This window comes from Shewanella sp. GutDb-MelDb, from assembly GCF_002836075.1.
In the GTDB taxonomy this organism is placed as follows: Bacteria; Pseudomonadota; Gammaproteobacteria; order Enterobacterales; family Shewanellaceae; genus Shewanella.
Map to the genome: position 1 here is coordinate 1 of NZ_PJBM01000167.1, position 26,745 is coordinate 26,745.

Here is a 26,745-nt window from a genome sequence, read left to right on the forward strand (position 1 = left end):
AAAGCCCGCAAAGGAATTAAAAATGAAAAAAGCAATCTTAGCAATCGCAATAGTTTCTCTATTCTCTGGTTCTGCAATGGCAGAAGCGGGTCGAACTTCTACTGGTGTCAACGGCGTGACTATCGATTTGGTTGGTGACTTCTACAACCCAAATGACACACAAATGCTGCAAGAGACTACACCCGTCATTAAATTTGACGGACTCACAGTTGAAGGTGGTAAGCAGGTCGTTAAAGGTTACGTTGAAGCATTTGGCACAAACGTACACAAGGACGATATTGCAGGTAAATTAGCTCAGTTAAACGATGAATACAATGAAGCTGAACTTAAAGGCATCATCGCGACAATGGATTTACTTAAAGCTGACTTCCCTGGGTTGTTGAACTACTACCAGGGTATCGGTGAAGCGACAGGCTACACACTTGAAGAGACATATTTAGCAGCATGGGCTTCTGATGGTTTGTTTGCGAAGATGGTACAAGATGTGGGTAAGCATATCTTAGCCGACCTTAAAGAAAGTACAGATAAAACACGTGGTTGTACTGCTATTGGTTGGGACAACGGTGTCATAGGTCAAAACCAAGATATGCCTATCTCGCTAGGTGGTCACGGTGCTATTTTGAAAAGTGCTGACTTGATTGTTCATGCTCCAGAACCTTTCTTTAACGCTATCGCTATGGGTCGTGGTTTATCGACTACAGCTAATACAGTTGATGCGTTCCACGCAAGTGCTCTTGAAGATGGTGTACCTATGAGTGGCTTAGCTATGGCTATGGCTAATAAGTTCGATGATGCTAACGTTGCGAAAGATACATTACAGGACATCCGTACTAACTCTGCAGTAGCTCTTGGTTTAAGCGACCTTAAAGGTAACGTTATGCACATTGAGAACCAACTAGGCAAGAACATTGTCCTTGATGGTACGCTGCGTGGTTACACGGTTCACACTAACCACCCAATAGGTCAAGAGCAGGCACTTGTTGATACTTACGCTAACGGCGATGCACAAGCGTTTGACTATGCAGTTAAGACGACACTATGGCGCAATGAACATGCAGAAGTTGCGGCCAAGTTTAGCCCGACTAAAGATGTTGCCGCATTGAAAGACTTGTTCTTACAAAAGCCTTTGCTTAAATCACCTTATGAAGGCAACGAGTTCGTAACCACTAACGCTATCATTCATGACTTGAATGAAGGTTGTACTTACGGAACAACCTGGATGCCTAGCATGCAAGAATACACTCAAGTGTGTTTTGATAAGTAATCGTATCGAGGGGCGTTTAGGAAACAACGCCCTAGCGGGGATCTCTTGATTAGGCATCATGCTAAATCGCCAAACTGCTGCTTAGCGTCTCCCAAGACGTACCCGCTGGCGTTTGTTGCTCGACGGTATAATAGACATAAAAAAGCCCACTCTAAGTGGGCTTCTAGTCTCAATTTAACGCTTAGTCTTCAAGCTGACTAAGATATTTAATCAACTCTGCGAGCGCTTCAGGTGACTGAGGTTGTGCTTTAATCAGGTACTGGCCATTAACGACTAATGACGGCACGCCACGAATTTCAGCTAATTGAGCTTGAGTGTCATAATTCATCAAGGCCAGTTTAGCATCAGCGGAATTCATCGCTGCGTCTATCTTTTTAGCATCTAAGCCTTGGCTAACAAAAAATGATTTTAATTGGTCAGGGCGTGTGAATGCGTCCCCTTTTTCATGAATACGGCTAAAGATACTGCCATGAACTTGTTTAGTGACACTGAATTTCTGCGCTAAATAATAGGCTTCTTGACTTAATATCCAACTCGTACGCCCAGCGCCAACAGGGGTTCTTTCAAATTGAATGTCATTTTCAAGCAAATGTGCCGTCTTTTCAAAAAGCGGGTCCTGTTTGTAGCAATGACCACAATTATAGGAAAAGAACTCTCTTATTACTGGCTTTTGTGCTTCAGGGATCCCACTGATTTTAACGTAATCGACACCTTCTACATATTCCTTGGCATGTGCGCTTTGTAACGGCAGTAACAAGGTGAAAAACGCCAATATTGCACTTCCTAAAAAGACTTTAAACTGCTTCATAACACTCCTTAAATATTTAACAGACAACCAGCATATCCATGGGATCACTGAACTGATATTCAAAATTGAGCTCTTTCATTAATCTATCGCTACTAATGATCTTTCCGCTACCGCTCTCTTTTATGAATTGTGGCGCAACTAAGCCCAAGTCTAAAGCCGCTTGTTGATAAAAAGACTGACGAGCGGGATGCTTCGGCGCGCAAACATTATATGCCCCGTTTGAGGTCGGCTCAAAAACTAATTTAGAGACCGCAAGTATGCAATCATTCAAATGAACGATGTTAACGGGTGCGTCGGGCTGAGACAGTTCAGTTTTACCAGCCAGAAAACGCCCAGGGTGACGTTCAGGCCCAACTAAACCCGCAAAACGAGCAATACAACTATGGCTTAGCGCTGAAAACATGGCTTCGGCTTGTAGCAGCTTGCCGCTAACCTCAGAATGAGCAACGGCATCTTTTTCAATCATCAGCTTTTCAAGTGAAGGGTAGACTCCGGTCGTACTGATAAAGATAATTTTTTGATAAGTGATATCGTGGATCAAGGTTTTTAATCTTGCCAGCTTAACTAAATAACCGTCAGGGTCTTTTCTTAAACTAGGCGGGATATTGACCACCAGACAATCGGTATTGAGCGCGACTTTTATGGCGCCTTGATTTTGATCTAGTTGTTCGTCGAGCGATAAGTCTAATGTAAACCCATTAATACCATGCTCAGTAAGCAAAGCGGCATTTTCAGCGTTGCGTTTACTACCATTAACCCTAATTCCTTGCGCAACCATTGCCTGTGCTAACGGCAGGCCAAACCAGCCACAGCCCACAATACAAACTGACTTTATCATCTTTATCCTTTATCTTTGCTTAAACTGATTCACAATGGGCTGAAGTAAAAACTAATATCAGCACTGGGGTCTAATTTTGTTAATGCTGTTTTACTTAACTCATCAATCTTTACGACCCGCTCAATCGATATATTCTCTTTAATCAAATATCGTAATGTTGTGTTCTCACCGTTTTCATCACATGCAAGCACGTGAGGTTGCTTCACTAAAGGGGTGGTGACCAGCACTTTTGCCACTTGAGCATTTGATAGCAACACTAATGTACCGGGAGGATAGATCCCAAGCACTTTGACCAGTGCCGAAATCAATGATGGTGCATGCTTACCCACTCTTTTTTTAAAAAGATAGCCTAATGCGACTTGCGGAGAACGCCCTTCTCCCCCCTTTAGTAAAAGCTCGAAATCATTTGCCAGTGCAACGATTTGTGTGCTTAATGCGATTGCAGACCCTTTCAGTCCGTCAGGGTAACCACTGCCATCTGCCCATTCATGGTGATGTAATACAATATCGAGCACCGCTTCAGGAAATAGATTTTGTTTGGTCATCATGTCATAGCCAAACTTAGGGTGCATCTTTAAAAAGTTAACTTCATGATCGGATAGATTCGACTTTTTCCGCCGGATCACATCAGGCACTTTAAGTTTCCCTAAATCATGAAACAATGCCCCCATCGCCATATCACGCAACTCAGAATTTGTGCAGTCCAGTAAATGCCCCAACATCATCGATAGTACAGCAACGGATACGCCATGCTCGGTTATCGCGCTGTCTTCACCACTATTGACTAATGCAAGGCACGGTATTGGAGTTTCCTTAATGTGATCCATCAGTGATTCAACTAACGTCGCTGCCGCTCGATAAGCCCCCTCTGGTTCAGCGTTCATTTTTGAAAACGCAGTGCGACATTCTACACCGCACTTTTGGAATCGTTGCTGGCTAATTCTTAATGATTTTCGTAGAGATGAAAGCTGCTCTTTTGCATAGTCTTCTGCAGACTGTTCTACCACAGTTGCTACCGGTTGTGCAGCTGTCGTAGTGATTAATTCTTTGCCTGCAATTAAGTACACATATGAGATATTCAAGCTTTTAATCAACTCTATCTGTGCTCCGGTTTCAATCTCAAATTGATTAAACACAAAAGGATGATTAGTCCATGACAATGGCAGTTTAATCGTTAAGCCAACGATCAACTGCGACAAAGGTAATTTAACGCCTTTGGACATTACTGATTACTCCAGTGAAATGCACTCAATCTACAAAGCGCCTCACTTTTGAAATAGGAGATTGTGACCAATGACTTTAGCTTGAGTTGAAGTGACGCTAAAGCATTGGAATATCGATCTTACTCATATTTCGATAATAATAGCTTTCTGGTGTGAATAACAGTTAGTAAGTCAATTTTATGACGGTTACGATTAATAAACACTGATAAGATTGTCGACCTTGATATGAGATCAAACATCGTCTCAGTGCATTGCAAATACTGACATAGCTAAAAACAGAAGCGAGTCTCACAATGACATTTAGACTAACCATCCTAGCATCTGCCATTCTAACGTCGGCCAACGAGCCTCTAACAGGGTGATGTTTTCCGGGTATTTAACCATGACGAATGAACACTTTAGCCATTAGTTATAACTTATAGCGTAATCATCCCTTACTGATCCAACAATACCGATAATGGATATTGTATGCAATCATGAATTATTGTACTCTATTTCTGCTCTTTGGCGTTGATAGCCCCGACTATTACTTTCAAAGGCAAACTGTCAATTGTCCTTTTATTAAGGCGAGTCTTAATCGAGTGCTGCTTATGGCTTAACTAAAGAAGGTTTTATGTTCATATCCCTGAGTCATAATATCGAATGCTGTCGATATTGCAGATTCTTTTGGCGCTGTATTTATACAGCGTCTTTTTTTGCCTATTATTCCAGAAATTGCATTAAATACCGACAGGTTGAAATCATTCAGCGCTACAGCCTGTCCACGAAGGCTGTTATCAAACAAGATTGTCGCCACCTGCAATAGGGTGCTAAACATTTTCGCAGCCCGGGAAGATAAAGCATGATAAGTGCGATTCTATAAGGCCGCTATCCATAGCCGTGTGATTAGCGACGTAACCAAATATAAAGTCACAGGCTACTCATTCGGTGCTTTCCAATCAGAAAAATAATGTGTCAATCGCTTCGAATTAAACAAATATAACGTGCTCCAAAACAGAAAAAGCGCATCTAATCCCACATTCCAGCTATAAACATAGTACGAATGTAATATCCGTTGCACCAGTAAGCTGGCATCTATACACAATAAAGCCAGTAACACCCACTTCATGTAAGGAAATAGAGGCTGTACCCACTGAGGAGTACGTTTTCTTTCCGCAATAATGACCGCGTAGACCACTAAGGCACCCGCCCCCGCCATTAATGCCATCAAGAAATCGGACTTTTGTGGATAAATTAACGCCACCAAGCCAGCCCTATCGCTCGCTTGTGTTAAAGATGCCACTAATATGCACCAACCCCGTGCCAGAAACACCAATATCAGGTAAAGCATCAGCGGGGGCTTAATATGGCCTTTATCGTCAAGCCAAGTAATATTGCTGAAATTCAAATCATCTCCTTTGAGTCAAAATCCGTCGTCGAGACTAAAGCCATTGCCATTGCAAAAGTCACCATCAACAGGATAGATATGGTGCCAGACTTATCAATTTCAATGATTGAGTTTTATGACACAAAAAAGCTCCTTAAAAAGGAGCTTTTATTGACCATGATAACTTTTAAGACAAGATGACAATCAATGCATCTTCATCAATCACTTTTACGCCAAGCTCTTGCGCTTTGGTTAACTTAGAGCCCGCTGCGGCGCCGGCAACCAAACAATCTGTATTCTTCGATACACTGCCTGCGACTTTTGCACCTAACGCTTGAAGCTGTGCCTTCGCATCATTGCGGTTAAGCTGCGTTAAGGTACCTGTTAATACCCATGTTTGCCCTTTCAGCGATAAGTTCTCGTCAGCAACATCTTCAATCACTGGCCAAGATACGCCCGCTTCGATGAGTTTATCAATAACCTCTAGGTTATGCGGCTGTGCAAAAAAGTGCTCAAGATGTGCTGCGACAATGGTGCCAACATCATCGACTTTAACAAATTCCTCTGCATTCGAGGCCTTAAGCGCAGCCAATGTTTTAAAGTAGGCGGCAAGGTTTGCTGCCGTCGCTTCGCCCACCTCGCGGATCCCTAATGCATATAAAAAACGGGAAAAGGTGGTCTCTTTTGCCACACTGATGGCAGCTACAAGCTTAGTCGCAGACTTCATCCCCATGCGCTCAAGCATCGTCATCGCTGATGCTGTCAGCCTAAACAGATCGGCAGGACTTTCGACTAGCTCCTTATCAATTAGCTGCTCAACCACTTTATCGCCCATACCGTCAATATCGAGCGCTTTTCGAGAGGCAAAATGTTTAATGGCTTCTTTACGCTGTGCTTCACAGAACAGTCCACCAGTGCAACGTGCTGTCGCCTCACCTTCAATACGCTCCACTAGGCTTTGACACACTGGGCATTGCGTGGGAAATTCGATAGCTTCAGCGTTTTCAGGGCGTTTTTCAGCCACCACTGCAACGATTTGTGGGATTACATCACCCGCGCGACGGATAATAATCGTGTCGCACACTTTAACCCCAAGACGAGCGATTTCATCCGCATTATGCAATGTGGCATTTGAGACGGTCACGCCACCGACAAATACCGGTTTAAGACGTGCAACTGGCGTCACAGCCCCGGTACGACCGACTTGGAAATCAACGCCCTCTAACAGCGTCATCTCTTCTTGTGCCGGAAACTTAAACGCGGTAGCCCAACGAGGGGCTTTAGCCACAAAGCCAAGGCTCAACTGATGCGCGATTTGATTAACTTTAATCACCACACCGTCAATTTCAAACGCTAAGCCACTGCGACGCAGTTGAATATCATTGTAATATTCCATCACCTCGGCAATCGAGTCGCAGACGTTAACTTCTTGACTGACTGGCACGCCCCAAGAGCGTAATTGTTCAAGTTGGCCATAATGACTGTCGGCAAGCTCCCACGTTTCAGGCTCAACCACCCCTAACGCATAAGCATAAAAACCTAAGGCACGACTGGCTGTAATTTTACTGTCTAACTGACGCAAACTCCCTGCAGCCGCATTACGAGGGTTAACAAACAGCTTGTCACCTTTAGCTAATGCGCGTTTGTTAAGTGCATCAAATGCTTGGTGCGGCATAATCACTTCACCACGAACTTCAACCAGTGGAGGAAATTTATCACCACGTAGCGTTAATGGTATCGACTTTATAGTACGTACATTCTCAGTGATATTTTCGCCAGTTTGGCCATCGCCACGGGTGGCTGCACGCTCAAATACGCCATCACGATAAACAATACTCACCGCTAAACCGTCGAGTTTAGGCTCGCAACAATAACTAAGGTCCGTACCCACTTTATCGGCAATTCTGGAATGAAATGCGCTAAATTCAGCTTCATCAAACACATTATCTAAACTCAGCATCGGCTTTAAGTGAGTTATTTGATCAAACTTCGCCAACGCCTCACCGCCAACACGTTGTGTGGGAGAGGCTGCACTCGCTAATTCAGGGTATTGGATCTCAAGTTCGTTAAGGCGTCTAAGTAATCTATCGTATTCAGCATCTGGAATAGTAGGATTATCATCTACATAGTAATGGTAATTGTGCTGATTAAGTTGGCTAGTCAGTGCTGCGATTTCTAGTTCAATAGCTTGCATTTATTTTGTCCACATAATAACAAAGGCCGCCGAAGCGACCTTTTAAAAACCGGTTTAACTAATAAGTTGGCTCTGCGTTAAACCTGCGCTCTAATTCGTTGAATATAATTCTGTTTCGTACTATCGAGCCACGTATCGCGGCCACCATCAAGTACAATGCCGCTGAGATCATCTGCAATTTGATGAGCTGAGTTAAGCATAATAGAGAAGTTTCTCAGTGCGTCGCCGTGACAAGGTAATGTCATAAACAACACTACGCCTTGGGTCGAGAACTGCTCCATGCTATCGGGGTCAAATACACCAGGCTTAACCATGTTAGCCATTGAAAATAACACTTTCCCGGTCCCAGCATTGTCTTCATGGCGATGGAATATATTCATCTCACCAAATTTAAAGTTCAATGTCAGTAAGCAAGGTAATAATTCTGCACCGTTAAGCTCTTCACCCTCTTTAGCCACCACATGTAATACCAACACATCTTGTGGTTCACCTAAAGGTTGCTCTTGCTCTACCTCGTCTGCAACAAAACTTTCTTGGGCCGCTTCAGTGCTTAATATTGATTCGTCAGCACCAAATAATGACGGTTGAATCGGTGTGTCTTCCGTAAGCACGTCAGGTTCAGCTTCTGATAGAGAAGGCTCTACTCGAGTCGTTTTTGCTGCGCGAGCGGCTTTTTGAGTTGGCGCTTCAGTTAAACTAAATGCGGTATCAACATTGGATTCAAATACAGTGTCGACATTAGCCGTTGCGCCCGCTTCTGCCATTAATGGCTCAATGCTCTGCTCAGTGACCGTTGATTCATCACTTTGCGCCTTGATGATCCTCACTTCGCCGATACCATCGTTATCGAAACCTTGAGAATCTCTACGCTCTCGATTGATATCGGTCATAGGGCTTTGTTTGAACCCTTTAGGTTGTTGCTTTCTTATAGACCAAAAACCATGCACAAGTACGGCAATAATCGCTATCGCCCCTAAAAGAAGCAATACCAGTTGCAAATTTTCCATTGGTTACCCTGTAATTCCTATGTTCATCCAGCGTCGGCTAACGCCACCGCTTCATCGATATCTACCGCCACAATGCGCGAAACGCCGGGCTCATGCATAGTCACACCGATAAGTTGATCGGCCAATTCCATGGTGATCTTGTTATGACTAATATATATAAATTGTACGCTTTGGGACATCTCTTTTACTAAACGACAGAATCGTTCAACATTGGCATCATCCAAAGGTGCATCAACTTCGTCCAACATACAAAAAGGTGCTGGATTCAATCTGAAAATAGCAAAAACTAATGATAAAGCCGTTAACGCTTTTTCTCCACCAGAAAGAAGATGGATTGTACTATTCTTTTTACCCGGTGGCCGAGCCATAATCGTGACGCCGGTTTCCAGAAGATCGTCACCCGTTAACGCTAAATAGGCACTTCCACCCCCAAATACTTTTGGAAATAAAATGCCTAAATCTTTATTCACTTTCTCAAAAGTATCTTTAAATTTACTTTTGGTTTCGGTATCAATTTTCCGAATCGCTTCTTCCAAGCTACTCAATGCGGAATTTAAGTCTTCATCTTGGCTATCTAAATAGCTTTTACGCTCGTTTTGTTGATCAAACTCTTCAATAGCGGCGAGGTTTATCGCCCCTAAGTGCACTATTCGAGCTCGTAAACGTTCTAACTCTTTTTGACGCCATAAAGTGGTACGATTCGCATCGAGTTTTAACAAAACCTGCTCAACATCGATACCCTGCTCATTTATTAGGCTGAACTGGCTGTCGATTTGCCCTTTTAAACCTTCACGACGTAACTTTAACGTGCTCATGTTCTGAGTCAAGTCTTCAATCTTTACAAGCTGTTGTTTTTTATTCGCTCCAGCGCTATCGCACCGTTCTTGAAGGCCTGCCTGTTGCTGTCTAATACCACTCAATGCTTGCTGTTTCACTTGTTGAACTTCCAATGCTTGCGCTAACTGCGTTTTTATTGGAAGTGTATTATGATTGGCGCTACCACTCTCTTTATCACCCAGTTGCGCTAGCACTTGCTTTTCGTTGTGCTCAAGCTCTTCAAGTCGTTGCTGCTGGTGATTAACCTTTTGCCCTATTAAAGCGAGTTGAGTCTGGGTAGTTTGTTCAGTTTTAAGTCGCGTTTTAAGTGACTGCTCAGAGCTGCTTAGCAAGGCTTTAAGTTTATTGAGCAACGTAGATGCCGCGAGTTTGTCGGTTTCAGCGGTCTGCTTTCTTTTTTGAGCTTGCTCAAAAGTATGTTGTAACGCTAGGGCATCCTGTTGTAACTGCATTTTCTGAGTCGATAGCTGTTGCTGCTCTTGACTGGTTTCTGTCAGCTCTTGCAGTAACTGTTTGTGCCGCTCATCAGTGTCATTTATAGCATGTTGCATCGCTTTCACTTGCGACTGCAATCCCGCTAGAATCACTTTTTGCGCTTGGATCTGTTGATGTTTTTGCTGCTGAACTGTGACTAATGGTTCTAGCTCTTGCGCTTGCTTAGACAGTGCTTGTGTCAACGAGCTTAAGTTGTTTTCGGTATTGTCTACGGCTTCGATAAGTGCGCTGTATTCATTCTTAAGTTGCACTAACGAGCTTGACTCCGCCGTTTTTTCAACGATAAAGTCAGCCCCAACAAGATAACCGTCGGCGGTAGCAAACATCTCATGTTCAGCGAGTACCGTGCGTTGCTGTATGGCTTCATCTTTAGTTTCTAGCCATTTAACCTGGCTTAACCATGGTTGTAAATTCACCGGCGTATTAATCACATGGTTAGTCATTGGGTTAGCGTTAAACCCAGTGGTTATTTCAGTAACATCGTCGAGGAGTACAGGAGAGTTAAGCACATTGGACAGTAATAAATCGACCGAGCGCTCCCAACCAGGAGTCACCTCAATAACTTGCCATAGCTGAGTGCAGGCAATGTCATTTTCGTTAGGCAGTAACTGCGAAACTACGGACAAACGCCCTTTTTCATCGGCTAATTTGACTTTAACGGATTCAAGTTCAATTTTAAGCGCATCGCTTGCGCTTTGACGAGTTTCAATATTGAAACTCAGCTCGTCATAAACCTCTTGTTCACCTTCGGTCTCTGTCATTAGCGTATCGCACTGACTCGTTAACGCGTTAGCCTTAAGCTCAGCAAGCTTTTCGTTGAGCTGTTGCGCTTTTTCCGTCAGCCTAGCGACGAGCTTTTGCTTTTGAGCAAACTCATTGACACTGTGATTAAGTTTACTTCGATTCATCTCAACGGCTAAATGCGCTTTAGCCTCTGTACTACTGTCTAACTGAAACTGCTCTGAAAGCTCACTATTGCGTTGAGTAGCTTGTACTAATTGAGCTGATTCGTTGGCAACTTGATGTTGCAAACCTTCCATTTCTGGCTGAGATTGTTGCTGTTGTTCTTTAAGCTGAGTCTGGGTTTGACTGTCGCTATGGAGTCCGGTTTGATGTAACTCTACTTGCTTTGTGATCTCTCGCAGTCGTTGATTTAAACTGTCATTTTGCTGCTCACGATGTTTCATCGATTGCTCAAGCTTGGCAATATGTGTTTTGGACAAGTAAAAGGCTTCAACTTGCTCATGCTCGCGGCTGTCCAACTCACTTAATTGCAAGCTTAACTCAGTCAAACTCAATTCAAGCGTCTGTTTCTCTGCTAATAGACTGGCTTGCTGCACTTCCAACTTACCAATCTGAAGGTTAAAACCCTCTATTTGCTGATTAAGCTCATGGTAACGAGATACCACCAGCTCAGATTCGCATTGACGTTCAGATTGCTTTAACTCTCTATATTGCTTCGCCGTTTGAGCTTGCTCAGCGAGCCTCTCTAATTGCTTACCCAGTTCAGAGCGAATATCGCCCAGCCGTGATAGGTTTTCTCGAGTATGTCGGATCCGGTTTTCAGTTTCACGTCGACGCTCTTTATAGCGAGAGATCCCCGCAGCTTCTTCAATGAATACCCTAAGCTCTTGCGGCTTGGACTCAATTAGACGAGAAATCGTTCCCTGCTCGATAATGGCGTAACTTCGAGGGCCAAGCCCGGTCCCCATAAAGAGATCGGTAATATCTTTACGACGACACTTTTGATTATTTAGAAAATAATTAGAGTCGCCATCTCGGCTCACTTGCCTTTTTATCGCTATCTCTTGATAACTGGCATATTCCCCAGCAAGTCGATTATCTTGATTATCAAATAATAGCTCTACACTGGCGACTGATACTGGTCTTCTCGCTGTTGAACCGTTAAAAATAACGTCAACCATAGAGTCGCCACGAAGATGTTTAGCTGAGCTTTCACCCAGCACCCAGCGCACAGCGTCAATAATATTTGATTTTCCACAACCATTTGGACCAATAATGGCGCTCAAAGGGTTTGGTAAGGGAATTTTGGTTGGATCGACGAATGACTTGAATCCGGCAAGTTTTATCTGTTTAAGTCTCATGATGCCGTTTTGGTCACTTCCACGCTAATTTATTTAGCGACTAAGTTTGATGGGGTTATTCCGATGCTAACTTTACCAAAGCTAACAGCATTTTGTAACGTTTTTTATCAGTGATTAACGGCTTTTCACTTGCGGATAAAATCCGACTGACTCACAATCGTGCTAATGCGCAATTTTAGCTAAAAAGAATTCTATGAATAAAACCAATCCAGTAACAAAAAAAAGCGGTGTTAATTACTTCTTAGAAGGCTTTAGTTTAATTAAACGACCCGGACTAAGGCGCTTTGTGTTTATCCCGCTTGCTATCAACTTAGTGATCTTTGCAGGCTTGATCTATTTTGCTTTCGGGCAATTGGAGCAAGTATTCGCTTGGCTAACGGGCCAACTCCCTGAATACTTAACGTGGTTGAATTTTCTTTTATGGCCACTAGCAGTGCTGACATTATTAGTGGTGTTGTCTTTTGTGTTTAGCTCAGTGATGAACTGGCTAGCGGCTCCGTTTAACGGTTTGCTGGCGGAAAAGGTAGAACAGCTCTTAACGGGCAAGCCGCTCAATACTGGGGGGGGAATCGATTTAATCAAAGATTTACCGCGGATTTTTGGTCGAGAATGGATAAAACTTAAATATTATCTGCCGCGCGCCATTGTTTTTTTGCTACTGTTTTTACTGCCTTTTGTCGGTCAAACAGTCGCGCCCGTTTTATGGTTTCTCTTTAGTGCATGGATGATGGCAATTCAATACTGTGACTATCCTTTTGATAACCATAAAGTGCCTTTCCCTGAGATGAAATTTGCCCTTAATCAAACAAAAGGCACTAGCTTCAGCTTTGGTGCTGCAGTCACTCTGTTTTCGATGATCCCAATCCTCAACTTCGTTGTGATGCCAGTAGCGATTTGTGGTGCTACTTCAATGTGGGTTGATAAATATCGTGAAGCATACAAAAACAGCGCTATTGCACCAGAGTAACTCGCTGTAAATACCCGATTAACGCCGTTAAACCAGGTTGATTCATGGCTTAACGGTTGTTTACTCTAATGTTAGCAACTGCCTACCCTCAGACAACATTTGTAACAAATAGCCTACCTTTTTAACACGCACTTCCTTTACAATTCACCCACCTAAACGCCTAGCTTTCAATAATAAAAACAAATGAATAAAGCCACTATTTTCGCGACGTCACTGCTTGTCGCTATTTCGACCTGCTCCTTGAAGGCAAACGCCGGACAAGAAAGTCAATTCAATATTCAAATTCCATCGCTCACAGGTAACATTGAGGTAGATGGTGAATTTAATGAGCCACAGTGGAAAAATGCTGTGTCGACTCAAATAACAATCGAAACCAGCCCTGGGGAAAACATTACCGCCCCCGTAAAAACGGAGGTTAAGCTCTACTCAACCGATACCAGCCTATTTCTAGCATTTACTGCCTATGACTCCAACCCCTCTCAGATCAGAGCCAATCTGAGTGATCGTGACAATGTTTGGGGTGATGATTTAGTCGGTATAAAGCTCGATACTTTTAATGATGCTCGATTGGCTTATCAGTTCTTTGTTAACGCCTACGGTGTGCAAATCGACTCGATTGAGAATGAACTCACCGGAGATGAAAGTGATGCTTGGGATGGCATTTGGTATTCTGCTGCAACACGAACAGCAACCGGCTACCAAGTTGAAATTGAACTGCCCTTTAGAGTTCTCAATTTTGATAATACCGACCAGAAAAAGTGGGGCATCGAACTGGTTAGATTTTACCCACGAAATGAGCAGCATCGAATATCAAGCCACAAAATTGACCGAAACAACAGTTGTCAGCTGTGTCAATTTGGGGTGATGAGCGGCATGACGAATCTAGAGCAAGGCAACGATTTACAGATCACTCCATCCGTCGTTTTTAATCGAAATAGCCAGCGTCCACATGCATTAAATAGTGATTGGGACAGTGAAAACAACGTTGAACCTAGTCTAGATATTCGCTGGGGGATCACCCCAAGTACCTTATTAAGTGCAACCATAAACCCTGATTTTTCCCAAGTAGAAGCAGATGCTGGTCAGCTCGATATTAACAGCACTTTTGCACTATTTTATCCAGAGAAGCGTGCCTTTTTCCTCGATAATAAAGATTACTTTGATACGCAATTAAACCTGCTGCATACCCGCAATATTGTCTCCCCCGATTATGGACTCAAACTCACGAGTAGAGTCGGTGACCATACCTTTGCCACACTGGCGACCAACGACAGCACCACTAATTTTCTGGTACCAGGCAACTTAAGCTCTGATATCGCCACTATTGATGAAAAAAGTCAGAACTTTGCTGGCCGTTACCGTTATGACGTCGGTAAGGAGCTGTCAATGGGCGCCTTGGTCACTGCCAAAACCAGTGATAACTATCATAACTATGTCACCAGTGTTGACGTTAAGTACCAGCCCACAGATCAAGATACATTTACCGGACAATATGTAGTTTCTGATACTCAGTATCCACTGGGGTTGTCACAAACCTTATGCAGTAACAGCGACTGTTTACCGGAGACCGATTGTGATTTAAATGACTGCGGTATTAATGAGCGAGTTTTGCGCACAAATAGTGCCGATGCCATTAATGGTGATATGTATTTAGCAAAGTATGAGCATGAAACCCGCAATTGGAACACTGTAGCGCAGTATCAGTCAGTGGCTGAGGACTTTAGAGCTGACTTAGGCTTTATTGAAAAAGTCGATTTTAGTAAATTAGTCATTGGGGGGGGCTACACCTGGTATCCACAAGACAGCAGCTTCAACAAAATTAGACTCAGTGGAGATTGGGACATTAGCCATAATCAAGCGGGTGAGAAACTAGAACAAGAAGCCGAAGGAAAGCTTGAATTTGAGGGGTTATGGCAAAGCTACACTGCGTTTGGGTTAACGAATCGTCAACGTGTGGGGAGACGCCATGATAGCGCCAGTCTAGCGGTCAATAATAACAGCCAGATGTTTGACGAAACAATGGGCTGGTTCTACGCCAATATGAAACCCACTCGCACATTGTTTCTAGAAGTGGACATTGATTACGGTGATAGTATCGATTTTGCTAATGACCAATTGGGGACTAAGTTCCTGCTTAATCCAGGCGTTAGTTGGAATGTAACCGATTCGATAGAACTCGATGTCTCGCATGTCTACCGCACCATGGATGTGGATGACGCACGCTTGTTCACCGCCAATTTAAGTGACCTAAGATTGAGCTGGTATATCGATATTCACAACTTTATTCGACTATCTAGCGTTTACACCCATATTGAAAGAGATCCGAGCCTTTACCTGTACAGCTCACCGAATAAGGTGCAGCAAGACTTGGGTAACGAGATCCTTTATGGCTACAAGCTTAACCCACAGAGCGTATTTTATGTAGGCTACTCTGATGGCTTAAAATCTAACGATTCTATTGACTCATTAATGAAAACTGAAGAAACCTATTTCATGAAAATGAGTTACGCTTGGATCCTCTAGAAAATTAAATAATAACATTAAAAATCAGTATGTTGAAAATATAAAACAGCCAACAAAAAGGGCTTAAACAAAATCGTTAAGCCCTTAATCATTTTAATCACGTGGTTAATATTACGCTATACACACCAAATTACGTCCACTCGATTTTGCTTCATATAATGCGACATCAGCGCGTTGTAGCATGTCGTCAACGCTCTCACCCACAATAAAACTTGCGACTCCAGTGCTGACAGTAATCGTCAAGTCTCCTTTGCTGGTCGTTACAGGTTTGCTCTCCAGCTGCATTCTAAATCGGTCTAACAATGCAAATGTTTTCTCGACACTAAGTCCTTTAAAACCAATAACAAACTCTTCACCGCCGAATCTAGCTACGGTAAAGTGCTGTGAAAAAGACTGCTTTAATCGCGCCGCGAATTCTATAAGAACTTCATCACCGACATCATGGCCATAGGTATCATTCACTTTTTTGAAAAAGTCGATATCCATTAACCCTAAAGACAGCATCCTTTGATTTCGAACGATTACAGGTAACTTGTCTTCATATAAACTAAAGAAATAACGTCGATTAAATACATTGGTAAGATAATCTAAATTGGCTTGTTCCCAAAGTTTTGCCATCATGTCTAAGGCATCAAGCGTGTTGAGCACCCGACAATGGAACTCTTCATGAACAAAAGGCTTTTGTAAGAAGTCATTCGCGCCATTTTTAATAAATCGAGCCGACAGACTTTCATCACTGTCACTCGACAAACCAATAATCGCCATATCTTCTCGACTGAACTGCTCTCTAACTTTAATGATCAGTCCAAAACCATCTAATCGTGGCATGTTGTAATCGGTAATAAGCAGTTTAATATCGGCGTTACCTTTGAGAATATCGAGCGCGGCTAAGCCGTCATCGGCTTCGATAACCTGAAACAGATGCTGCTCTAATAAACTGCGAATAAACTTACGACTCACTAATGAATCGTCTGCTACCAGTACTTTAACGCTTTGGTTACGCTGTAAACGCTTTACCAACTTGGCCGTATATTCATAGCTAAAGCGGTTCTCTTTTAGCACATAATCGACGATACCCAATTGCAAAAGTCGTGAACGTTCTTGAGGATTCCAGCTCCCCGTTAATACGATACAAGGGAGTTGCTGCGCAAGCACCAGCTTTACTATCTCTCCGTCTTGCGCGTCTGGAAGATTGAGATCCGTTACCGCGACAAAGTAATCATTTTCTAATAATAGCTTTTTCGCACTCGCCATATCGGGAGCGACATCGACCACACAATCTAATTCTTGGGTTATTAAATGACGCATTACCCTTGATACAACTTGGCTATCTTCAACCACTAAGATCCGCAACTTCACTCTCCTTAAATCCCTTACAGCTTCTCTACGTCCCTTAATCGGCCTTTATAAAAGACTCTTTAATGATTAAGTTTCCATATCGAAAGGGAAAACTACATCTGTAATACCAATTCCATTAAATAGTTGATCATACAAAACATATTGTCTCTTTTCGTATTCAGCTTAACGTTTACTTGCCTAAAACGGTATACATAATACTACTTAGCTGCAACTTTTGTATGAGTGGGTGCATTTAAGGTGTTAACCGTTATTTTGTCCTCTGGATGTTCAAGTGGGATCTTTCTTAAATCAATAACAACGGTGGCAGAAATCTTATCTTGTATCGCTTGTCTGTTAGCGTCCCAAAATATTTGGATGAAACCTAATAAGCCAGTAGTAAAACCAGCGGCATAACCGCCATATCGCCCAAAGGCCGCCCACAAGGTAATTTTGGAACCATCGAGCTGAATAACACTGATCCCCAACAGCTTCTTACCCAGTGTTTGTCCATCAAACCAAGCCGTAAACACCGTGAAGTAAAAAGCAGCCCAACCAAAGCCTAATCCCAGATCATTGAGTGAACCGATTAACCAAGCTAATGGGCTTGATTTGGGGTCTTCAGCGCTGTTCGAATCTGAGTCACTAACATAAGCCTCTGCCTGCCAATCGTCTTGATCAACCTTCGCTGGTGCATCTGTTACGCTGTCTCCGATGAAGGCTTCAGCGGCGATAGACTCATCATTGCTCTTTATCGGCAATTCTTTGATGGCTGTTTCTATTAACTGAGCATTCAATGCATTATTTTCTTGCTCAGATAAAGGCAGATCATTGATAAGTTCTTGTAATATTCGGGTTTGCTCAATTGCCGATAGGTTGGAATGTGATAACGCATCTTTAACAGAAACTAAACGTTGTTGAGCGCATTCATAGTCTTGGCACTGACTAGCAAAAATTATCTCAGGCAAGTAATTGCTTAATTCTGTCAATGTTTGCAACGTTTCAGAACCAGAACCTCCTTGAGGGTTTATCGTTTGGACTTCTCCGCTCTGTTGTATGCTATCGCCGTTTTCCTCTTGGTAATTTACCAGCGCAAATATCATTCCAACCAACATCAAAGCGTAAAGTGCCCACTTTACAGCCTTCCCCATAGTGCGGCTTCTTTTTTGGACCACCACAGTGATAGCGACCATTAATACAAAGACCCAACCCGCATTTTCGGCCAAAGCAGCAACAAGCAAACCGTCGACAATAATTGCTAATATACGTTTTAAAGGGCTAGCTAACGGTTTGTAAAGTACATTTGGGGCTATTTTAAAGGCATAAGGAGTGACTAATGATTTAGGATCTATCGCATTATCGGTGTGTGATTTATTCATCTATACTTTCCAGTCACTAGGGCGGATTGTTTACTCAAAAGCGTATACTACCACCGCGTTAACGTTAGGTTAACAATTGAATCCAATAGAAATACTATTGAATACATATAACAGTAATACCTTTAATAACCAAAAAGCATAACGAAGAACAAACAATCACTTCTATTGCCGCGAAAGACGATTATGCTTTACCCATGCATATTAAGGAGCAAGCAGCCCATGAGCAAAATTTTTGAAGATAATTCATACACAATCGGTAACACCCCACTGGTCCGTTTAAACCGTGTTAGCAATGGTAATGTTCTTGCCAAGATTGAAGCGCGCAACCCAAGTTTTAGCATTAAGTGCCGTATTGGCGCGAATATGATTTGGGACGCAGAGAAAAAAGGCATATTGACCCAAGACAAAGAGCTTATCGAACCCACATCAGGTAACACAGGTATCGCGCTTGCTTACGTTGCAGCAGCAAGAGGTTATAAGCTGACATTAACCATGCCTAACACCATGAGTTTAGAACGCCGTAAATTGCTTAAAGCATTAGGTGCAAATGTTGTGCTGACTGAGGGCGCTAAGGGAATGAAGGGCGCCATCGACAAAGCAGAAGAAATTCGTCAGTCGGCACCTGAAAAATTCGTGCTATTGCAGCAGTTTAATAACCCTGCAAACCCGGAAATTCACGAGAAAACGACCGGCCCTGAAATTTGGAATGATACTGACGGCGAAGTTGATGTCATTGTCGCTGGCGTAGGTACTGGTGGCACAATTACCGGTATTAGCCGCTATATAAAGAACACCCAAGGCAAAGCGATTACCTCAGTAGCGGTTGAGCCGATTGATTCACCGGTCATCGCGCAAACGCTCGCGGGTCAAACGATTCAACCTGGACCACATAAAATTCAAGGTATCGGCGCCGGATTCATTCCAGGTAACTTAGATCTTGACCTTATTGATCGTGTTGAAGCGGTTTCTAATGAAGATTCGATTGAGATGGCGCATCGTCTTATGCAAGAAGAAGGGATTTTAGTTGGGATCTCATCGGGAGCTGCTGTAGTTGCTGCTAACCGCATTGCCGCATTACCAGAGTTTGAAGGTAAGAATATTGTGGTTATATTACCATCAGCTGCAGAGCGCTACCTTTCTTCAGCTCTGTTCCAAGGCGAATTTAGTGATGCTGAAAACCTTCAGTAAACAATAAGCCTATAGACTAAAACCCAAGCATCAGAGCTGATCATTTATCGTTCAGCCTACTGCTCTTCTAGATGCTTCAGAATCCGAGTCCTATTTCTAGGTCTCGGGTTTTTTATTCCGGCTTTCAAGCTATTGAGGCTATCAACAACGCAAATCTCATCAAATTAAGACCTAACTAACTGACGCCCTCTTATAATCGAAAAAACAAATGTATTCAGACTCCAACCACCCCGCTGATAAAAATAGATATTACGATTATAGTTAACAACTTGACATCTAGCGTAACAACTTAATATATAAGGATAAATTGGCATTTAATGTTGTTACTATAATCTACATAGACGATAGAGGAAACGAACCATTTGTTGCTCCAAGCACATTAAGTTAATGACAAAAAACCGCTAGAAGTGGCAGTTAACGCGCTAAAGGGACTATCTACCGTATCCGTTTAGTTTTAGCTCATATTATGAGGCTGTAAGTCGGTTTGCCCTTATTGACACCTTAAATCATTCTTAAACATGGCTCGGAGCTGACTCCTAGAACCTCGACGAACTCGGTCTTTCCTCCGACAATCAGGCGTAACCCTTTGAGAAAAGTGAATATGCTTAATCTATCGGCATTAGCGTACTTGGATCCTTTTTATTATTACATTTGTTAAACTTCGACCCTCAAAAATCTCGTATATTCCATTCCGACATATCTTAATACTTTTTATTCAGACTGCATTTCTAGTTACATTCAATCTAGACAACATCAAATAAACAGCCTTTCCCATTCCCCCTGAATAACTGCCATTCACTTTACTGGACGGCGGCTACTGATTGTTTTTAACAATGCATTTTATCAAACGCTTATATTTCACCAACAAATAGCTATTGCATAATCACTCCATTTTTACGCATAAAAACAAACGCGAAGGAATACAATATATTGCATGCAAAATACAATATGTGCTACTAATGTTGCAGCCATGTTCTTTAGTTGTGTTTTTTTGGTCTTTACCATCAAAGTTGACTGAACATTGGACTTATAAAAAATATATTATTGGAGATGGAAGTATGAAATTTAATAAAGTGGCTAAGCTAGTTAGCTTGGTATGTGGTGGTGTTGTAGCCCTGTCTACACCTGTTTATGCTGCAGAAAGTGATGATACTGTAGAACGCATTGAAGTTACTGGTTCACGCCTAAAGCGTGTTGATATGGAAGGCGCAAGCCCTATAACAACCATTACCGCTGAAGATATGGCCGTTGCGGGTTTCTCTACTGTAGGTGATGCACTTAGAGCATCAACGCTGAACTCATTTGGTTCATACGGCGGCACATCAAACAACAGTTGGTCATCTCAAGCGACAATTCAGCTTAAAGGTGCATCTGCTAGCCACACTCTTACTTTGCTTGATGGCAAGCGTATGGCTAAGTCTCCAGTCTTAGGTGGCGGTGCCACTAACATCAATACCATTCCAACTGCAGCCGTTGAACGTATTGAGATTTTATCTGATGGTGCCTCTGCGATTTATGGTACTGATGCTATCGCAGGTGTGATCAACATCATCTTGAAAAAAGATTTTGAAGGTGTCGAAGTTAAGCTTCGCGCAGAAGAACCTTCTGCCGACGGTGGTGGTGATAATCACTCAGCATCATTTACCGGTGGTCTGAGCTCAGAGAAAGGCAACTTGATGTTCACTATTGAGCATTTCAAGAAAACAGGTATTACCTTTGCTGATCGCCCATATACAGCAGCTCATGTAAAAGATGGAGAAGATCCAAGCGACTACAGAAGCTGGATTGGCCTAAGCCAAACAGGCCGTACAATTGACATGGGGCCTAATGGCGGCTGGGAATACCAAACTCCATTTACTAATACAGATTTAAACTGTGCAGATGTGTATGGTGATAACTTCACAGGCCCACTAACAGATAGTAAATATGCAGGTGAAACCTCTTGCGCCTACGATTATACTAAGGCTGCGTATAACGATGTTGATCAAGAGCGTACTTCAACGCTGCTAAATTACTCATACAACATCAGTGATGATATTGAGCTAACAGCGCGTGCCTATTGGGCGTCAAATACCACAACTGACGTGTCTGCTCCTATTCCTGGTTATGTTAGCTTCCCACAAGCAATGCCTGCGTATACAACGGCTGAAGGGCTAGATCTTCGTGCAGTACCTGAAGGCGGTGCAATGTTGTACCGTTTTGATACTGCGGGTAATCGTGTTCGTGAAAGTACCGATAATATCTATGATTTCTTAGTGGGTCTTGATGGCACAACAGACAGTTTCGATTGGAACGCGTCCGTGTCATACAACAAGTATGATGTATTTAAGTGGGGAACGGGTTATCAATTGATTGGTGCAACAACCGATCTTGTCGGTGCTTGGGATGATACTAGTAACTCATTTGAAGGTTGGGATCCACGCGATCCAAACTCAGAGATGCCTGGTGGCGCAACAGCCAACTCAGATGCTCGCCTAACAAGTAGCGCATTAGAAGTTGATGGCGGCCTAAGTTTCGAACTGTTCGAACTCTCTGGCGGCGCTACAGGTTTGTATGTTGGCGCATCGTATCGTGAAGAAAAGCTCGACTCACAAGTTGATGCGCTTGATGAAGCAGGATTAATCGCCGGTGGTAGCGGCGGTGCTGGTGGCAGTGGTGAGCGTGATGTTAAAGCTATATTTATGGAAATGGCTTTCCCTATTCTCGACAATTTAGAGCTAAACCTTGCTGCTCGTTATGATGATTACTCTGATTTTGGTGGTACGTTTAACCCACAAGTATCTGTCCGCTATAACGTATTAGAGCCGTTGTTACTTCGTGCTTCATGGGGAACTGGCTTTAGAGCACCGACGCTGGAAGATCTGAATCAATCGACCAGTGTTGGCTATAATGATGTAACTAACTATCTTAAGTGCTATGAAGATGGCTTAGGCATTGATGGTTGTGATATTGAAGACAATGTTCCTGTTTCAATTGAGCGCAATGAAAACTTAGGCCCTGAAGAGTCAGAAAGCTATAACCTCGGTGTGGTGTGGGATATCACTGATAACTTCAATATGTCAGTGGATTACTGGTCACTAGAAACTGATGGTTTGATTAGTTCTTTGAATAATAGTGAGATCACCCGTACTCAAGCTGAATTATGGAAAGCTGCTGATGATGCTGGTCAACCGCGATCAGATGTCAGTGCTATCTACCCTGGTACATCAGTGAGCCAGAATGGTGCTGGTAAGCTAACGGCAATCAGTAACGTTTTACAAAATATTGGTCTTAGTGAGCGTCAAGGTGTTGATACTAAGTTTGCGTCTACCTTTGAAACTGAAATGGGTGATTTTAAACTCGATCTTGCTTGGTCGCATTATGTTAAGTATACCGATTCAAGCCCTGAAGGTGGCGTACAAACTATCTCTCGTAACTGGAGCGGTACTCAAGACTACCCCGATGATCGCGTCAACTTTACCGCTAACTACTTAGTCGGTGATCATAGTTTATTCTATCAAGCAGATTATATTGATCATCAATCAACGACAGATGACAACGAAGATGGCAGCAGCTATCAAATTGATTCTATTGTGTACCATACGGTGAGCTACACATACAATATGCCTTGGAACAACAGTGTGTCGGCTGGTGTTAATAACTTAACCGACGAAGACCCAAGATTTGATGCTAGTGGTGATTATGATCACAATACTTATGACCTTATTGGTCGTTCTTACTGGGTATCATTCACTCAAGCTTTCTAAGTTTGTTTAGCTAAACAGAGATATAAAAAGACATTCATCGAGTTAATGCCGATCATTTATATTTTTCAAGCAGTTAACTGAATTTCTAAATATTGCAAAATCCGAGTCCTATTTTCAGGTCTCGGATTTTTTATGTCCGCTTCCCAATCTGTTGACATTATCAACCAACTCAAACCTGATCAATGTTCCCTCTCACGACGCCCTATAGAATTGATAGAGAGGGGTATACGATCACTAAAATCAGACTTATAAAACAGAAATGGAAAAATACCAGAAAGCTTTTATTTTCAATATTAACGCACTAGAGTGGGGGTTTTATTGCGCTAATGATATGACTAACCGTAGTTTCTACCACACTTTTCAGTACCACTTCATCTACCCTTTTTCTGAGTAAAAATTGATATTCAAGTAACCGAATAATAGCCAAAATTTGATGTGCATCCTCGTAAGCAGTTTTAGAGCCCAAAGCACTAAAAAATGTTTTTATGCTTTGCAGTAACGTTTCATCAAGTAAGGTAATCGACGTAGCAAGTTGTGGATTACGTAATGCTTCTTCATGAAAAGCATTCTCCAAAATACGATCATCAGGATGCGTTAGCTGCTCTCTTATATGCCCACATACAAATTCAGCTAAACCTTCAACGATCAATGCCTGTAATGCCTCTTTAGACAAGCTTTGACTCACTTGAGCCATGTTATTGAGTAACTCATAACATTGCTCTTCTAGTGCCTTGTTCATCCACAAGGTTTTTTCAGCAAAAAAAGTGAGGGCATCACTAATCAAGTCTTTAATGTCTTTAAAGTAATAGGTGGTTGATGCTAAAGGAACCCCTGCTTCTGCTGCTACAGCCCTATGACGCACACCACGAACGCCCTCAGCGACGATTAACCTTAATGTTGCCTCCAATATCTCAATGCGCCTTGACTGGCCATCACTTCGACTGGCTTGTCGACCTACGTAGGTCAAAGGTACAAGCATGATTGCTTCCTTTAAACTAATAAACACACGGTTCTAAAATGGCTAATCCAGTGATTAGCCCTATTAAACTAGCCCTAAACAGCCTGAAGCAAGATCCAGTTCAAACAATGTTCAGACTGTAACATGTAAGATACCTCTCCACTAATTCTGTAGAAGCCTTGCCAGGTTTAACTTATGCCTTTTTATCGTTCCCCTCTTTCAATCAGTGCTTTTGACGCCAAGTTTGAAGCGCAAAAAATTGCTTTCGCTCCAATCAGCTTTCAGGTGGCACGATGCCTACTAAAATTTAACGTATTACAGCTTATTTCTGATTGTGGTGTAAAAGGCTGTAGCGTAAACGCTTTAGCAAGGCAGTCCGAATTGTCTGAGTATGCCGTTGGTGTGTTAGTAGATATGGGACTCAGCATGGGTCTGTTATACCTCAACGATGAGGCATATGTGCTCGATAAGATTGGTCACTTTCTACTGCATGACGATATGGCGAAAACCAACTTAAACTTTACTCATGATGTGTGCTATCAAGGTCTTTTTGAGTTGGAAGCTTCTCTTCTAGAGGGTAAACCTAAAGGGTTAGCCTCGCTGGGAGAATGGCAAACTATCTATCCCGGTTTGAGTCTGTTGCCCGACGAGATAAAAAAGAGTTGGTTTGAGTTTGATCATTACTACTCAGATCACGCATTTGAATCTCTATTACCTCTGATTTTTAAAGCAGAACCAAAGCATATCGTCGATGTCGGTGGCAACACCGGTAAATGGGCATTAGCGTGTACAGGTTTCAATAGCCAAGTAAAAATCACCATCATGGATCTGCCAGGCCAACTAAAAGTGGCAATGGAGAATGCTCACCGTGCTGGTGTTGCTGAGCGCGTAAAAGGCTATGCAACTGATCTGCTCGATGAAGCTAAGCCATTTTGTGAACATGGCGACCTGTATTGGATGAGCCAGTTTTTAGATTGCTTTTCCGAAACTGAAATTCTCAGTATTTTGCAACGGGCAGCATCTGTTATGCATAGAGACAGTGAGCTGTGTATTTTGGAGACTTTCTGGGATCGCCAACCCTTCGAAGCTGGCGCATTTTGTGTTAATGCAACCTCTCTCTATTTTACTGCTATTGCTAACGGTAATAGTCGTATGTACCACAGTAAGACCTTGCTAAAGCTCATCAGCCAGGCCGGACTTTTTGTCGATGAGGATATTGATAATATCGGCCTAGGACACACTTTGCTGCGTTGTAAACTAAAGCCTTAGTGTTTGTCTTTTTAAGATTAGTTCAATTTTATTGATTATGACATTAAGTTAAGTTCAATATTAATTATTAGAAGGGTATTCTAAAATACGTCCAAAGATATTGGATTTTGGAGACGAATAATGACGGTAACAAATAACAAGCTAAGGCACAGAGTGTCCCGCTTACCGAGCCCAATGGCAGGGCTTGCATTAGCAATAGCGAGCCTCGGTTGGGCTTGGGAAAGCATGTTGCCTAGCCTTGATGGTATTGCACAGCTTATTGGGTCAGCTATCGCTGCAGTTCTTTTACTGATGCTAGTAGCCAAGTTTACGCTGCACCCAAAAGTACTCATCGCAGAATTATCTCATCCTGTCATTGGTAGCGTAGTCCCAACCTTTGCCATGGGACTTATGGTGGTTTCTGCTGCTATCGGACGGTATAGCCATGGCTTTGCTTTAATATTATGGTTTACAGCGATAGTGATTCATCTCATCTTCCTTTCTATGTTTATCTATAATAGAGCGGTCGACTTTAAACTTAGCCATATGGTGCCAAGTTGGTTTGTCCCCTCAGTAGGAATCATTGTCGCTGCAGTCTCTTTTCCACATGGTGAACTACTCCAGGTTCAAAACCATTGGATTGCCAACGCAATTCTTAACTTTGGCATGCTAAGTTACCTCATCATGTTGCCCATTATGCTTTACAGACTTATTTTCTGTGAGCCTATACCTGACGCAGCAAAGCCAACAATTGCCATTATGGCCGCACCAGCAAGTCTGTCTTTAGCAGGTTACCTCACTATATCAGAGCATCCATCAATCATTATCGTTGGCGTATTACTGACTCTAGCATTATTGATGACCAGTATTATTTACCTTGCCTTCTTTAACCTATTAAAGTTGCCTTTCAGCCCAGGTTACGCTGCATTCACATTCCCTCTGGTTATTGGTGCAACGGCTTTATTCAAAACTGTGACATGGATAATTACGACTTACGGTGAAAATAGCATTTCTATTAACTTATTATTAACAGCTAAATTTGAATTAATAGTGGCAACCATCATTGTGACTTACGTAGCTATAAGGTATTTAAGTCACTACAAGTCAAATATATTCAAGGGGAATGCAGCTTAGTGCAGCAAAAGAAAAAGCTATAGTCACATCGAATATGTGACTATAGTTTTTTAAATAAAGCCGAGACATCCCCTATAAACATCACAGCAACGTAACAAAGCAGGCTTTAACACTGCAAATCAAGCGTGAC

At 42.6% G+C, this 26,745-nt stretch carries 18 protein-coding genes; 7 read left to right on the forward strand and 11 right to left on the reverse strand.

Annotated elements, in window-relative coordinates:
- Positions 1 to 22: 22 nt before the first annotated feature.
- Entirely contained in the window at positions 23 to 1,264 is a 1,242-nt protein-coding gene (locus CXF82_RS07700) for a C45 family peptidase (protein ID WP_101092154.1), read from the forward strand.
- 181 nt (positions 1,265 to 1,445) lie between these two features.
- Here CXF82_RS07700 and CXF82_RS07705 read toward each other — a convergent pair whose 3' ends face one another.
- From CXF82_RS07705 to CXF82_RS07740, 8 genes are all read right to left on the reverse strand, one after another.
- Positions 1,446 to 2,072: a thiol:disulfide interchange protein DsbA/DsbL gene (locus tag CXF82_RS07705; RefSeq protein ID WP_101092153.1), complete on the reverse strand. Its 627-nt coding sequence runs from the start codon at positions 2,070 to 2,072 to the stop codon at positions 1,446 to 1,448.
- A gap of 16 nt (positions 2,073 to 2,088) precedes the next feature.
- Positions 2,089 to 2,910, reverse strand: coding sequence for an SDR family oxidoreductase (locus CXF82_RS07710; RefSeq protein WP_102043949.1), 822 nt, complete (start codon positions 2,908 to 2,910; stop codon positions 2,089 to 2,091).
- Between the two features lie 29 nt (positions 2,911 to 2,939).
- The gene (locus CXF82_RS07715; RefSeq protein ID WP_102043950.1) at positions 2,940 to 4,133 is read right to left on the reverse strand and encodes a cyclic di-GMP phosphodiesterase; all 1,194 of its coding nucleotides are present in this window, start codon (positions 4,131 to 4,133) and stop codon (positions 2,940 to 2,942) included.
- Positions 4,134 to 4,728: 595 nt separating this feature from the next.
- The gene (locus CXF82_RS22180) at positions 4,729 to 4,950 is read right to left on the reverse strand and encodes a hypothetical protein (protein ID WP_145991673.1); all 222 of its coding nucleotides are present in this window, start codon (positions 4,948 to 4,950) and stop codon (positions 4,729 to 4,731) included.
- 99 nt (positions 4,951 to 5,049) lie between these two features.
- Entirely contained in the window at positions 5,050 to 5,520 is a 471-nt protein-coding gene (locus tag CXF82_RS07720; RefSeq protein ID WP_101092150.1) for a DUF2919 domain-containing protein, read from the reverse strand.
- Between the two features lie 166 nt (positions 5,521 to 5,686).
- On the reverse strand, positions 5,687 to 7,693 hold the full coding sequence (gene ligA / locus CXF82_RS07730; protein WP_102043952.1) for an NAD-dependent DNA ligase LigA: 2,007 nt from the start codon (positions 7,691 to 7,693) through the stop codon (positions 5,687 to 5,689).
- 77 nt (positions 7,694 to 7,770) lie between these two features.
- A complete protein-coding gene (gene zipA, locus CXF82_RS07735) occupies positions 7,771 to 8,700 on the reverse strand; it encodes a cell division protein ZipA (protein ID WP_101092148.1) in 930 nt (309 codons plus the stop codon).
- 23 nt (positions 8,701 to 8,723) lie between these two features.
- The gene (locus tag CXF82_RS07740; RefSeq protein WP_102039246.1) at positions 8,724 to 12,137 is read right to left on the reverse strand and encodes a chromosome segregation protein SMC; all 3,414 of its coding nucleotides are present in this window, start codon (positions 12,135 to 12,137) and stop codon (positions 8,724 to 8,726) included.
- A 193-nt stretch (positions 12,138 to 12,330) separates the two neighbouring features.
- Here CXF82_RS07740 and cysZ point away from each other — a divergent pair, with 193 nt between their 5' ends.
- Together cysZ and CXF82_RS07750 are read left to right on the forward strand one after the other, a co-directional pair.
- Positions 12,331 to 13,104 carry a sulfate transporter CysZ gene (gene cysZ, locus CXF82_RS07745; RefSeq protein ID WP_101092146.1) on the forward strand — a complete coding sequence of 258 codons (774 nt, stop codon included), beginning with the start codon at positions 12,331 to 12,333 and terminating at the stop codon, positions 13,102 to 13,104.
- Between the two features lie 183 nt (positions 13,105 to 13,287).
- A complete protein-coding gene (locus CXF82_RS07750) occupies positions 13,288 to 15,627 on the forward strand; it encodes a carbohydrate binding family 9 domain-containing protein (protein ID WP_102043953.1) in 2,340 nt (779 codons plus the stop codon).
- Positions 15,628 to 15,738: 111 nt separating this feature from the next.
- Here CXF82_RS07750 and CXF82_RS07755 read toward each other — a convergent pair whose 3' ends face one another.
- Positions 15,739 to 16,980 carry a GGDEF domain-containing response regulator gene (locus CXF82_RS07755; protein WP_101092144.1) on the reverse strand — a complete coding sequence of 414 codons (1,242 nt, stop codon included), beginning with the start codon at positions 16,978 to 16,980 and terminating at the stop codon, positions 15,739 to 15,741.
- A 203-nt stretch (positions 16,981 to 17,183) separates the two neighbouring features.
- A complete protein-coding gene (locus CXF82_RS07760; RefSeq protein ID WP_102043954.1) occupies positions 17,184 to 18,341 on the reverse strand; it encodes an RDD family protein in 1,158 nt (385 codons plus the stop codon).
- A 219-nt stretch (positions 18,342 to 18,560) separates the two neighbouring features.
- Between CXF82_RS07760 and cysK the strand changes: the two genes are divergently transcribed.
- Both cysK and CXF82_RS07770 read left to right on the forward strand, forming a co-directional pair.
- Positions 18,561 to 19,529 (forward strand): cysteine synthase A, encoded by a 969-nt coding sequence (cysK, locus tag CXF82_RS07765; RefSeq protein ID WP_101092142.1) that lies wholly within the window; start codon positions 18,561 to 18,563, stop codon positions 19,527 to 19,529.
- Positions 19,530 to 20,587: 1,058 nt separating this feature from the next.
- Positions 20,588 to 23,275 (forward strand): TonB-dependent receptor domain-containing protein, encoded by a 2,688-nt coding sequence (locus CXF82_RS07770; RefSeq protein ID WP_102043955.1) that lies wholly within the window; start codon positions 20,588 to 20,590, stop codon positions 23,273 to 23,275.
- 301 nt (positions 23,276 to 23,576) lie between these two features.
- Here the strand turns inward: CXF82_RS07770 and CXF82_RS07775 are convergent, their stop codons facing one another.
- The gene (locus tag CXF82_RS07775) at positions 23,577 to 24,254 is read right to left on the reverse strand and encodes a TetR/AcrR family transcriptional regulator (RefSeq protein ID WP_102039242.1); all 678 of its coding nucleotides are present in this window, start codon (positions 24,252 to 24,254) and stop codon (positions 23,577 to 23,579) included.
- Between the two features lie 174 nt (positions 24,255 to 24,428).
- Here CXF82_RS07775 and CXF82_RS07780 point away from each other — a divergent pair, with 174 nt between their 5' ends.
- Together CXF82_RS07780 and CXF82_RS07785 are read left to right on the forward strand one after the other, a co-directional pair.
- The gene (locus CXF82_RS07780) at positions 24,429 to 25,502 is read left to right on the forward strand and encodes a methyltransferase (protein ID WP_101092140.1); all 1,074 of its coding nucleotides are present in this window, start codon (positions 24,429 to 24,431) and stop codon (positions 25,500 to 25,502) included.
- Between the two features lie 120 nt (positions 25,503 to 25,622).
- A complete protein-coding gene (locus tag CXF82_RS07785; protein WP_101092139.1) occupies positions 25,623 to 26,615 on the forward strand; it encodes a TDT family transporter in 993 nt (330 codons plus the stop codon).
- The last annotated feature ends 130 nt before the right edge of the window (positions 26,616 to 26,745 follow it).

Bases quoted from the DNA above. Each gene is read 5' to 3' on its own strand.
- CXF82_RS07700 (WP_101092154.1), top strand. From the start codon at position 23: ATGAAAAAAGCAATCTTAGCAATCGCAATAGTTTCTCTATTCTCTGGT.
- CXF82_RS07705 (WP_101092153.1), bottom strand. From the start codon at position 2,072: ATGAAGCAGTTTAAAGTCTTTTTAGGAAGTGCAATATTGGCGTTTTTC.
- CXF82_RS07710 (WP_102043949.1), bottom strand. From the start codon at position 2,910: ATGATAAAGTCAGTTTGTATTGTGGGCTGTGGCTGGTTTGGCCTGCCG.
- CXF82_RS07715 (WP_102043950.1), bottom strand. From the start codon at position 4,133: ATGTCCAAAGGCGTTAAATTACCTTTGTCGCAGTTGATCGTTGGCTTA.
- CXF82_RS22180 (WP_145991673.1), bottom strand. From the start codon at position 4,950: ATGTTTAGCACCCTATTGCAGGTGGCGACAATCTTGTTTGATAACAGC.
- ligA (WP_102043952.1), bottom strand. From the start codon at position 7,693: ATGCAAGCTATTGAACTAGAAATCGCAGCACTGACTAGCCAACTTAAT.
- zipA (WP_101092148.1), bottom strand. From the start codon at position 8,700: ATGGAAAATTTGCAACTGGTATTGCTTCTTTTAGGGGCGATAGCGATT.
- CXF82_RS07740 (WP_102039246.1), bottom strand. From the start codon at position 12,137: ATGAGACTTAAACAGATAAAACTTGCCGGATTCAAGTCATTCGTCGAT.
- cysZ (WP_101092146.1), top strand. From the start codon at position 12,331: ATGAATAAAACCAATCCAGTAACAAAAAAAAGCGGTGTTAATTACTTC.
- CXF82_RS07750 (WP_102043953.1), top strand. From the start codon at position 13,288: ATGAATAAAGCCACTATTTTCGCGACGTCACTGCTTGTCGCTATTTCG.
- CXF82_RS07760 (WP_102043954.1), bottom strand. From the start codon at position 18,341: ATGAATAAATCACACACCGATAATGCGATAGATCCTAAATCATTAGTC.
- cysK (WP_101092142.1), top strand. From the start codon at position 18,561: ATGAGCAAAATTTTTGAAGATAATTCATACACAATCGGTAACACCCCA.
- CXF82_RS07770 (WP_102043955.1), top strand. From the start codon at position 20,588: ATGAAATTTAATAAAGTGGCTAAGCTAGTTAGCTTGGTATGTGGTGGT.
- CXF82_RS07775 (WP_102039242.1), bottom strand. From the start codon at position 24,254: ATGCTTGTACCTTTGACCTACGTAGGTCGACAAGCCAGTCGAAGTGAT.
- CXF82_RS07780 (WP_101092140.1), top strand. From the start codon at position 24,429: ATGCCTTTTTATCGTTCCCCTCTTTCAATCAGTGCTTTTGACGCCAAG.
- CXF82_RS07785 (WP_101092139.1), top strand. From the start codon at position 25,623: ATGACGGTAACAAATAACAAGCTAAGGCACAGAGTGTCCCGCTTACCG.